Origin of the sequence: Bradyrhizobium altum (assembly GCF_020889705.1) — a bacterium.
Lineage (GTDB): Bacteria > Pseudomonadota > Alphaproteobacteria > Rhizobiales > Xanthobacteraceae > Bradyrhizobium > Bradyrhizobium altum.
Map to the genome: position 1 here is coordinate 1 of NZ_JACMYP010000307.1, position 9,714 is coordinate 9,714.

At 64.2% G+C, this 9,714-nt stretch carries 9 protein-coding genes and 1 pseudogene; 4 read left to right on the top strand and 6 right to left on the bottom strand.

Going from position 1 to position 9,714, the window contains the following annotated elements; genetic code table 11:
- Positions 1-139, top strand: a 139-nt coding sequence (locus H8B02_RS41130; RefSeq protein WP_229171406.1) for a DUF1674 domain-containing protein, incomplete at its 5' end; no start/stop codon positions are given.
- A gap of 40 nt (positions 140-179) precedes the next feature.
- Positions 180-788 (top strand): thermonuclease family protein, encoded by a 609-nt coding sequence (locus H8B02_RS41135; RefSeq protein WP_229171399.1) that lies wholly within the window; start codon positions 180-182, stop codon positions 786-788.
- A gap of 62 nt (positions 789-850) precedes the next feature.
- Here H8B02_RS41135 and H8B02_RS41140 read toward each other — a convergent pair whose 3' ends face one another.
- Together H8B02_RS41140 and acs are read right to left on the bottom strand one after the other, a co-directional pair.
- Positions 851-1,366, bottom strand: coding sequence for a L,D-transpeptidase (locus tag H8B02_RS41140; protein WP_229171400.1), 516 nt, complete (start codon positions 1,364-1,366; stop codon positions 851-853).
- A 396-nt stretch (positions 1,367-1,762) separates the two neighbouring features.
- A complete protein-coding gene (gene acs, locus H8B02_RS41145; RefSeq protein ID WP_229171401.1) occupies positions 1,763-3,730 on the bottom strand; it encodes an acetate--CoA ligase in 1,968 nt (655 codons plus the stop codon).
- 843 nt (positions 3,731-4,573) lie between these two features.
- Between acs and H8B02_RS41150 the strand changes: the two genes are divergently transcribed.
- Positions 4,574-5,752 carry a DNA topoisomerase IB gene (locus H8B02_RS41150; RefSeq protein WP_229171402.1) on the top strand — a complete coding sequence of 393 codons (1,179 nt, stop codon included), beginning with the start codon at positions 4,574-4,576 and terminating at the stop codon, positions 5,750-5,752.
- A gap of 159 nt (positions 5,753-5,911) precedes the next feature.
- On the opposite strand, the gene H8B02_RS41155 is transcribed toward H8B02_RS41150, so the two are convergent.
- From H8B02_RS41155 to H8B02_RS41165, 3 genes are all read right to left on the bottom strand, one after another.
- Positions 5,912-6,325, bottom strand: coding sequence for an EVE domain-containing protein (locus H8B02_RS41155; RefSeq protein ID WP_092121214.1), 414 nt, complete (start codon positions 6,323-6,325; stop codon positions 5,912-5,914).
- 96 nt (positions 6,326-6,421) lie between these two features.
- Positions 6,422-7,534, bottom strand: coding sequence for an alpha/beta hydrolase (locus H8B02_RS41160; protein ID WP_229171403.1), 1,113 nt, complete (start codon positions 7,532-7,534; stop codon positions 6,422-6,424).
- 123 nt (positions 7,535-7,657) lie between these two features.
- Positions 7,658-8,563, bottom strand: a complete 906-nt coding sequence (locus tag H8B02_RS41165) for a LysR family transcriptional regulator (RefSeq protein ID WP_229171404.1) — start codon at positions 8,561-8,563, stop codon at positions 7,658-7,660.
- A gap of 112 nt (positions 8,564-8,675) precedes the next feature.
- Here H8B02_RS41165 and H8B02_RS41170 point away from each other — a divergent pair, with 112 nt between their 5' ends.
- Positions 8,676-9,440, top strand: coding sequence for a haloacid dehalogenase type II (locus H8B02_RS41170; RefSeq protein ID WP_229171405.1), 765 nt, complete (start codon positions 8,676-8,678; stop codon positions 9,438-9,440).
- Positions 9,441-9,505: 65 nt separating this feature from the next.
- Here H8B02_RS41170 and H8B02_RS41175 read toward each other — a convergent pair.
- Positions 9,506-9,714: pseudogene (locus H8B02_RS41175) on the bottom strand (NAD(P)H-dependent glycerol-3-phosphate dehydrogenase); the annotation flags it as partial.

The following is a 9,714-nucleotide window of genomic DNA, read 5'->3' on the forward strand; positions in this document are numbered from 1 at the left end:
CGCGGCGCGGCGCAAGGCTGCCGAGGAGGCCGCCGCGAAGGATGCGGCCGCGCGGCCGAAGGAATTCCAGGGCCCGAAGGGACCGGAACCGACACGTTACGGCGATTGGGAGACCAAGGGCATCGCCTCGGACTTCTGAGAGTCTTGCTTGGCGGTCCGACTCAGATCAGTTTGGGAATATGTCCCCATATGAGAGAATAAATCCTTATCGTGGGACGGGACGTCCGCCCTTTCGCCGCTCACCCTGGGGCCGCCGTGTCTCGGCAGCGCTGCCGTGGGTGTTCGTTCTCGGCATTGCCGTCGGCAGCATGCTGCCGATCCGCCGATGGGCGCCTGAATGGGTGCCTTTGCCGTCGCACTGGTCGTTGAGCCGGTCGCGCGATGCCGAAATGATCTGGCAGCGGGCCGGCGCGCCTGACGCTCGCCATGCCGTTGATGTCGTCAGAACGATCGACGGCGACACGTTCGAGGCGCGGGTGCATCTCGCGCCGGGCCCCGATCTCTATACGCGGGTCCGGCTGCGCGGCATCGATGCGCCGGAGCTGAAGGCGTCCTGTGCGCGCGAGCTGCAAATGGCGCAGGCGGCGACGGTGGCGCTGCGCGATCTGCTCGGGCAGGGCGATGTCGCGATCTACAACATCGGTCCCGACAAATATCAGGGTCGCGTCGTCGCCGACGTCGCGACGAAGAAGACCGACAACGTCTCGGCCGCGCTGCTCGCAGCCGGCCATGCGCGCGCCTACAATGGCGGGCACCGCTTCGGCTGGTGTGGAAATTTCGCGCGCTGAGGATAGGCAAACAAAAGCCGCGCAGGTGCGCGGCCTTTCTTTCGGCGAAGGACTGTGTGCGATCAGCGGGTGACGACGACCGTCGTGCCGACCTCGACCCGCGAATAGAGATCGGTGATGTCGGTGTTCAGCATGCGGATGCAGCCGTAGGAGACGAAGCCGCCGACCGAACCCGGCACGTTGGTGCCGTGGATGGCATATTCGCCGCCGGCCAGCGTCATAGCGGCGACGCCCATCGGGTTATGCGGCGAACCGCCTGCGATCACGTTCGGAATACTCGGCTTGTCGTGCTTGACCTCGGCGGGCGGCGACCAGGCCGGGTAACGATACTTGCCGTCGATCTTTGTGGTGCCGGCCCACTGCTTGCCGGACCTGCCGACGCCGACCGGGTAACGCATCGCGTGGCCGGAATCGAGAATGAGGTAGAGCCGCCGTTCGTTGGTCTTCACCACGATGGTGCCCGGCTCATAATTGTCAGCGTGTATTCCGACCATTTCCGGCCGCGCTTCGGCCGTCTGCGACATCAAAACAACAGCACCAAAGGTGGCAGCCAGCGCCACCGCAAACTTCATCGACATCAACCTCTCCACTTCCCAACAGCTCCCAGGAGGGAGCCAAAAACGAAGGTGCAGAGCCCTGAAAAAACCGGGCCCCCCGGTCTCACGCACGCAATATTAACCGCGTGTCTTAACCGGGTGGTTTCACACCGGCCGCGAGACACGTCCTGATGGCGGGGAGAAAAGGAAAAGTTCGGATTAAAGTAAATGACCTGAAAACAACACTTGGCCACAAACGCGCCGCAATCGCGCCGCGCCTCTGACAATCCCGTGAAAGGGCCGCGCCGAGCGTTTTGAACCAAGCCTGTCCCGTCCGCGATGCGGGATGGATGCCGGTTCGCGTGACGAGAAAGCGAAGGGCCGCGGCGGTGATCGCACGCGGCCCTTGCTCGATGTTCCGATCTTGCTGCCGCCGGATCAGGCGGGCGCGCCCTTCTTGTTCTGCCGGTTCTGCACGAGGTCGTCGACCACGGCCGGATCGGCCAAGGTCGAGGTGTCGCCGAGGCTGGACGGTTCGTCCTCGGCGATCTTGCGCAGGATGCGGCGCATGATCTTGCCGGAGCGCGTCTTCGGCAGGCCGGGCGCGAATTGAATGAGGTCCGGCGAGGCGATCGGACCGATGTCCTTGCGGACCCAGGCGACGAGCTCCTTGCGCAGCGCCTCGGTCGGCTCGGTGCCCTTCATCAGCGTGACATAGGCGTAGATGCCCTGGCCCTTGATGTCGTGCGGGTAGCCGACCACGGCGGCTTCCGACACCGCCTCATGCGCGACCAGCGAGCTCTCGACCTCGGCGGTGCCCATGCGGTGGCCGGAGACGTTGATGACGTCGTCGACGCGGCCGGTGATCCAGTAATAGCCGTCGGCATCGCGTCGGCAGCCGTCGCCCGTGAAGTACTTGTTCTTGTAGGTCGAGAAGTAGGTCTGCTCGAACCGCGCATGGTCGCCATAGACCGTGCGCATCTGACCCGGCCATGACTTGGCGAGGCAGAGATTGCCCGAGGTCTCGCCGTCCAGCGTCTTGCCGTCGGCATCGACGATTTCAGGCACCACGCCGAAGAACGGCCGCGTCGCCGATCCCGGCTTCAGCTTGGTCGCGCCGGGCAGCGGCGTGATCAGGATGCCGCCGGTCTCGGTCTGCCACCAGGTGTCGACGATCGGGCAGCGATCGTCGCCGACCACGCGGTAGTACCACTCCCAGGCTTCGGGATTGATCGGCTCGCCGACCGAGCCGAGCAGGCGCAGCGATTTGCGCGAGGTCTTCTTCACCGGCTCGTCGCCGCCCTGCATCAGCGCGCGGATCGCGGTCGGCGCAGTGTAGAAGATGTTGACCTTGTGCTTGTCGACCACGTTCCAGAAGCGCGAATTGTCCGGGTAGTTCGGCACGCCCTCGAACATCAGCGTGGTCGCGCCGTTGGCGAGCGGTCCGTAGAGGATGTAGCTGTGGCCGGTGACCCAGCCGACGTCGGCGGTGCACCAGTAGACGTCGCCGTCGTGATAGTCGAACACGTATTGATGCGTCATCGACGCGAATACGAGATAGCCGCCCGAGGTGTGCAGCACACCCTTCGGCGTGCCGGTCGAACCCGAGGTGTAGAGGATGAACAGCGGGTCCTCGGCATGCATGTGCTCGGCCGGGCATTCGGTCGTCACCATCTCGGCGGCCTCGTGATACCAGAGGTCGCGCGTCGGGTTCATGTCGATCGCACCACCGGTACGCTTCACCACCACGACCCAATCGACGCCGCCGGAATCCTTTGAGTCGATCTTGGCGATCGCGGCATCGACATTGGCCTTCAGCGGCACCTTCTTGCCGCCGCGCAGGCCTTCGTCGGCGGTGATGACCACCTTGGAGTCGCAGTCCTTGATGCGCTGGGCGAGGCTGTCCGGCGAGAAGCCGCCGAACACCACCGAGTGGATCGCGCCGATTCGCGCGCAGGCCAACATGGCGTAGGCCGCTTCCGGAATCATCGGCAAATAGATCGTGACGCGGTCGCCCTTCTTGACGTTCCGCGTGCGCAGGATGTTGGCCATCTTGCAGACTTCGTCGTGTAGCTGGCGGTAGGTGATGTGCTTCGATTCGGAGGGATCGTCGCCCTCCCAGATGATCGCGGTCTGGTCGCCGCGCTTCTCGAGATGGCGGTCGATGCAATTCCAGGCGACGTTCAGCACGCCATCCTCGAACCATTTGATCGAGATGTTGCCGGGCGCAAAGGAGACGTTCTCGACCTTGGTGAAGGGCTTGATCCAGTCGATCCGCTTGCCGTGCTCGGCCCAGAAGCCGTTGGGGTCCTTGACCGAGCGCGCGTACATCTCGCGGTATTTGGCGTCATCGATATAGGCGCGCTTGGCCCAGTCGGCCGACACGTCATAGATCTTCTCGGACATCGCTTTCCTCCACTCATTGCCGATCGCAAACGACGCGACGGCAAGCCGTCTTGATCATTGCCGCGATTATGCGTTGCCGCATTCCGGCCCGGCAAGGAAAAAGGGCTGTCACTTTCGTCGCGCCGAAGCCGCCGGATATCCCATAGGCTTCCTCATCTGATTGGGCGGTTTACCGCGCCTGGTTGACGAGTGAAACCTATGCTCCATCGCCTGCTTCAGGTCACTGGTCTCTTGGTCGTAGTGGTATCGTTCTCTGCTCCGCTCGCGGGCACATATCGCCGTCACTGCAGAGGCTGGCTGTCGCAAAGGAATTGCTGACCGCGATCTGCTGATGCCGATATTGGAGAGCCTCAATCAACGTTCAGGGAGCGACGCCGACGGTGGCACGGCGCCAATTCTGCTAGACCACCTCCAGCGTGCTTCGATGAATACCCGCGGGGCCTCCGCGACGATCTGCGCCGACATTTCCGTCCGAACCGCCAGTGTGGCTTATCACCTGCCAGAAGAGCCGGGTGGATCGTGACGTGTGGCAGTGCCGTCCGGGGGACTTGGTGCGAAACGGCACGATCCCTGACCTGTCTCCTGCAGCCGCGGTCGCGCTCAAAAACCTGGTTCCCGGGCCGGGCTCCCGCCATTTTGACCGATCCCCGAGGGCTCAAAATCAAGGTTAGCAGGCGAATGGCACCCATGAAAGGTATCTAGAAACCGTCGATAACCGATTCGCGACTCGCAATATCGGCCTCGACGCCCTAAATCGCCAAACCGAGGCCGGATGGCCAACCGGAACGAAGCCCGAAGCAACGGCATTACCGGGAGAACAGCGGAACAAGGCGTCTTGGAAGTATGATGGATCAGCAGAACATCGCGGCTGTGCGGCCCATGTCCGCCGATCCCGCTGTCGCCTTGGCGAAGGCGCTGGGCCAATGGCCCAAGCAGCCGCAGGCAAAGTTGCAGTCGCCCCGGGCAAAGCTCAAGCTTGACGCGCCGGCTGCCATCAAGACCTCGGTCGAGGATCTGGCGCGCGATCTGGGCCTGCGGCTCGGCGACCAGAATGAGCTGACCATCCGCCGTATCAAGCGCGGCAAGAATTATTCGTTCGTTCGCGCCAACGGTTCGCGCGTCCGCGATGCGCGCACGATCCGCCGGCTGCACGCGATGGCGGTTCCGCCGGCCTATCGTCAGGTGCGCTATTCCAGTGATCCGAGCTCGCATCTGCAGGCGGTCGGCCGCGATGCCGCGGGCCGATTGCAGTACCGTTATCACGCCGACTGGGAGAAGGTCCGCGAGCAGCGCAAGGCGCATCGCCTGGCCAAGCTCGTCGCCGCGTTGCCGAAGATCCGGCGCAAGGTCTCGGCGTTCCTGTCCGGCGACGAGCCGACGCGCGAGTTCGCGCTGTCGGCGGTGATCGAGCTGATCGCGCGCACCGCGATCCGGCCCGGCAACGAATCCTATGCCCGCCTCAACGGCACCCGCGGCGCCACCACGCTTCTGAAGTCGAACGTCACGCTGGAAGACGATTCTCTGGTGCTGACCTTCAAGGCCAAGGGCGGCAAGGCCGTGCGCAAGGAATGCGACGCGGCCAAGCTGGTGCGTGCGATCGGCATTCTGCGCGGTGTCCCGGGCAAGCGCATGTTCCAGTATCACGACCGCTCCGGCGTCGTCCGCGCGGCCTCGACCACGGCGGTGAACGCATTCCTGCGCGAGCTCGCCGGCATCAAGATCTCGCTAAAGGATTTCCGCACCCTGATGGCCTCGGCCGTCGTCGTGGAATCGCTGTCGCGGATCACGCCGGCCGCCAGCCAGCGCGGCCGCAAGCGCCAGGTGCTGGACGCGATCCGCGCCGCCGCCGACCAGCTCTCCAACACGCCGGCGATCTGCCGCAAGAGCTATGTCCACGACACCATCGTCACCGCGTTCGAGGACGGCATCCTCGAACGCTTCGCCGCGACGATGGGCGGTTACCGCACCCAGTCCAAGCGCGAGCAGTTGCTGGCACAGGTGGTGATGGCGGCGGGGGCGTAAGCCCGCCCCACTCGTCGTCCCGGCCAAGCGAAGCGCGAGCCGGGACCCATAACCACAGAAGCATGACGTTTGAGCGAACTGGGGCCCCAGCGCGCTGCTGCTACGCACGCCTGTGGTTATGGGTCCCTGCTTTCGCAGGGACGACAGTAGAGCGGGACGCTACAGCCCGCCCATCTTGCAGACGTATTTCCATTCCTCTGATGTCACCGGTTGCACCGAGAGCCGCGAATATTTCACCAGCGCCATGTCGGCGAGCTTCTTGTCGGCCTTGATCGCGGCCATCGTCACCGGCGTCTTCAGCGGCTTGTCGGCCTTGATGTCGACGCAGACGAACTTGCCGGTCTTGTCGGTCGGATCGGGATAGGCCTCCTTGATGATCTCGGCGATGCCGACGATCTCCTTGCCCTCGTTGGAATGATAGAAGAACGCCTTGTCGCCCTTCTTCATGTTGACGAGGTTCTGCCGCGCCGTGAAGTTGCGCACGCCGGTCCAGGCTTCGCCCTTCGCACCCTTGGCGACCTGCTGGTCCCACGACCAGGTCGACGGTTCGGATTTCACCAGCCAGTAATTCATCGCGACTCACCCTGTTCTCGATCGCTCATCGCGCGGCAATCTACAGGCAGCCGGATGCCCGCGACAAGCACGGGCATCTGATCTTGATGGCAACACTCACTGCTTCAGGTATCGATCGAAGAATTTGGCGATGTCGGTGAAGGCTTCTTTGGTCTCGGGCGCATCGATATTCATCTGGTACTGCGCGTGGGATTGCCCCTCATAGACATTGAGATCGGCGATCACGCCGGCGCGCCGCAATTTGCGATGCGTGCGAACCGTGTTGCTGAGGAACAGGTCGCGCGTGCCCGATGTCAGGATGGTCGGAGGGAAGCCCTTGAAGTCGCCGTAGATCGGCGAAATGTAGGGATTCTTGAGGCTGGTCCCGTTCGCATAAAGCTTTGCCGCGCGGCCGAGCCATCCGTCCCAGGTCACCAGCACATTGTCGACCCACTCGTTGCTCGCGTAGCTGTCGCCGATGTTGTCGATGTCGGACCACGGCGTGCCCGGCGCGATGGCGGCAGGCAGCGGCAGCTTCTCGTCCCTCGCCCGCAACACCATCGCAAGCGTCATCGCGCCGCCGGTCGAGGTGCCGAAGATCGCCAGCCGGTGGCGCTCGTGCGATTTCAGGACTTCCTTCCAGACCGCCATCGCGTCGTCCATCGCGGCCGGATAGGGGAAGTCCGGGGGCATCCGGTAGTCGACCGAGATCACCTTGTAGCCGCCAAAGCCGGCCATCATGATGGCTTCCGGCAACGCCGCTTCGCCGGGGCCGAATACATAGCCGCCGCCATGCACGTGGATCAGCAGGCGCCGCCGGTTCTCGAGCGCGATCTTGTTCGGGGTCACGATGTAGCAATGCACGCCGGCAATCCTGGTCTCCTCCACCTTGACGCCGAGCTTCGCCTTCATGGCCGGAATATCCGCGATCAGGAGCTTGGCGCGGCGGTCGATCAACTCCTTCCACTCCGCAGGGGTCTTCGGGTCGGCGTTGAAATGCGGCGGGTAGGGCGCGCCGATCATCGCCTGCATCTCCGGGGAGACGTCACTTGAGGGATTGCCGATCGATTTGAGCGGGGCGACCCGCTTGCCATCCTCGGCGTTCGCCGCAGCCTCGCGCTTGGCGAGTTCGTCGTACGGTACGGCCGTTTGCGCGCGCGTGGTGGCGCAGGAGGTGGCGACGGCAAACAGAATGCCGATCGAAACGATAACGTGACGCGGTTGACGCATGTACTTTCCCCAAGTTCGGTTTCTTGTTGTTGGAACGGGATCCGACGGTCGCCGCTACGCTATCACAGTGCGCATGATCTCTGCGCGGAAGTCAGCGCCGTCAAGCGCGACAGCTGCAACCCGCTATAAATGGTTGAACGCGATCTGCGGAATCTCACCGGCGGCGAAGTCCAGGAAGCTCCGAATGCGCGGCGCCATCAGCCGTGCGCTGGGATAGACCAGCTGAACCGGTATCGGCGCGACTTCATAATCCCTCAGCACGCGGACCAGGGACCCCGCCGCGAGTTCACCCGCAACCTGGTACGACAACACGCGTGTCAAGCCCATGCCGCCACGCGTCAGTCCGATCGCCGTCTCGGCGCGGTTGACCTCCATGCGGCTCGACACCTTGACCTTCTGCGGACCCCCGTGTTTGTGCTGGAACGACCAGGCCGCGGGGCTCGCCTGATTGACGAAGGTCACGGCATGATGCCGCGCGAGATCGTCGGGTCTGCGCGGCCGGCCATGCCGCTTCAAATAATCGGGGCTGGCGACGACAATGCGTCGGACTTCCCCGACGCGCCGGGCCCTCAGCGAGGAGTCCGTCAGATGGCCGATCCGCAGCGCGATGTCGATCCGCTCGTCGATCAGATCGACGAGACGATCCTCGAGCGCCAATTGCAGCGTGATGTCAGGGTGACGTTCAAGGAATGCGCGCACCAGCGGTGCGATGTGACGGCTGCCGAACAGCGTCGGCGCTGACAGCTTGATGTTGCCGCGCAGGCTTGCGGCCTCGCCGATCGCGCCGTCGATCGCGTCGTCATAATCGGCAAGCAGGCGGCGCGCCTGCGCCGCAAGCCGCGCCCCGGAGTCGGTCAGCGACAGCTTTCGCGTGGTCCGCTGCAGCAGCCGCGTGCCGAGGCGTCGCTCAAGTTCGGCAACGATCCGCGTCGTCGAGGAGGGTGAACGTGCGAATTTGCGGCCGGCGGCCGCAAACTTTCCACTGTCAACGATCGCGAGAAACAGGCGGAGCTCCTCGAGCCGGTCCATCGTCATCCCTCCCCGATTGTTCTGAAACACGGAATGATCTCTGCTGAAATCGGGCGATTGTGCCAACACGCAATTGTGTGAACGCTGGCGGCGCACAATGCGAGGAAACGACATGCTTCTCGATCGCCGGACGTTTACGACCCTGGCCGCGGCCTCCGTCACGGCCGCGACGGTGCTGCCCGATCGGTCGCGCGCGGCAGGCCGCCCGCCGTTCCGGGCGGTCGCCTTCGACGGCTTCCCCGTGATCGATCCCCGTCCCGTGTCCGCCCGGCTGGACGAGATGTTTCCCGGCATGGGCGCGCAGCTGAGCGCCGTGTGGCGAACCCGGCAATTCGAATACACCTGGCTCAGGACGCTCGGCGGGCAGTATGCCGACTTCTGGCGGGTCACCGAGGACGCGCTGGTGTTCGCGGCAAAGGCGATGAAGATCTCGCTCTCGCCCGAGCAGCGCGACCGCCTGATGCAGTGCTACCTGGAACTCAAGGCGTGGCCGGACGTCGTGCCGGCGCTCGTGCAGCTTCGCGCCGCCGGCCTGCGCATGGCGTTTCTCTCCAACTTCACCGCACCGATGCTGGACGCGGCAATCAAGAATTCCGGGCTCGAGGGTCTGTTCGAAGATCACCTCAGCACCGACAGGGTCTCTGCCTTCAAGCCGGATGCGCGCGCCTATCAAATGGGTGTCGACGCGTTTGGACTGAAGAAGGAGGAGATCGTCTTTGCGGCATTCGCCGGATGGGACGTGGCCGGCGCAAAATGGTTCGGTTATCCGACCTTTTGGGTCAACCGCAGCAACGCGTCAGCCGAGGAGCTCGGCGTGACACCCGATGGAGCGGGGGCCGGACTGCACGACCTCGTGGCCTTCGCGACGGCGCGGTGATGAGAACGCTCTTGAACGAAGCGGTCGCCGTCTCGCGTGGAGAAAGCGCGTCAGCACGATCAGCGCTAGCCTTCCGCCTTGAATGGCCGCGTCAGCAGGCCTTCGATCGCGTCATCGATCGTCAGCCGGTCGCTCAGGATCGCGGCGACCGCGTTTGACACCGGCATATCGACCTTCTGCGCAGCGGCGAGCTCGCACAGCACCGGCGCGGTGAATGCGCCCTCGGCGAGCTTGCCGACCGGCGCCGCTTCACCGCGGCCGAGCGCGAGGCGAG

Excerpts from the sequence above, each read along its gene's own strand:
- H8B02_RS41135 (WP_229171399.1), top strand. The coding sequence starts at position 180 with ATGTCCCCATATGAGAGAATAAATCCTTATCGTGGGACGGGACGTCCG.
- H8B02_RS41140 (WP_229171400.1), bottom strand. The coding sequence starts at position 1,366 with ATGTCGATGAAGTTTGCGGTGGCGCTGGCTGCCACCTTTGGTGCTGTT.
- acs (WP_229171401.1), bottom strand. The coding sequence starts at position 3,730 with ATGTCCGAGAAGATCTATGACGTGTCGGCCGACTGGGCCAAGCGCGCC.
- H8B02_RS41150 (WP_229171402.1), top strand. The coding sequence starts at position 4,574 with ATGATGGATCAGCAGAACATCGCGGCTGTGCGGCCCATGTCCGCCGAT.
- H8B02_RS41155 (WP_092121214.1), bottom strand. The coding sequence starts at position 6,325 with ATGAATTACTGGCTGGTGAAATCCGAACCGTCGACCTGGTCGTGGGAC.
- H8B02_RS41160 (WP_229171403.1), bottom strand. The coding sequence starts at position 7,534 with ATGCGTCAACCGCGTCACGTTATCGTTTCGATCGGCATTCTGTTTGCC.
- H8B02_RS41165 (WP_229171404.1), bottom strand. The coding sequence starts at position 8,563 with ATGGACCGGCTCGAGGAGCTCCGCCTGTTTCTCGCGATCGTTGACAGT.
- H8B02_RS41170 (WP_229171405.1), top strand. The coding sequence starts at position 8,676 with ATGCTTCTCGATCGCCGGACGTTTACGACCCTGGCCGCGGCCTCCGTC.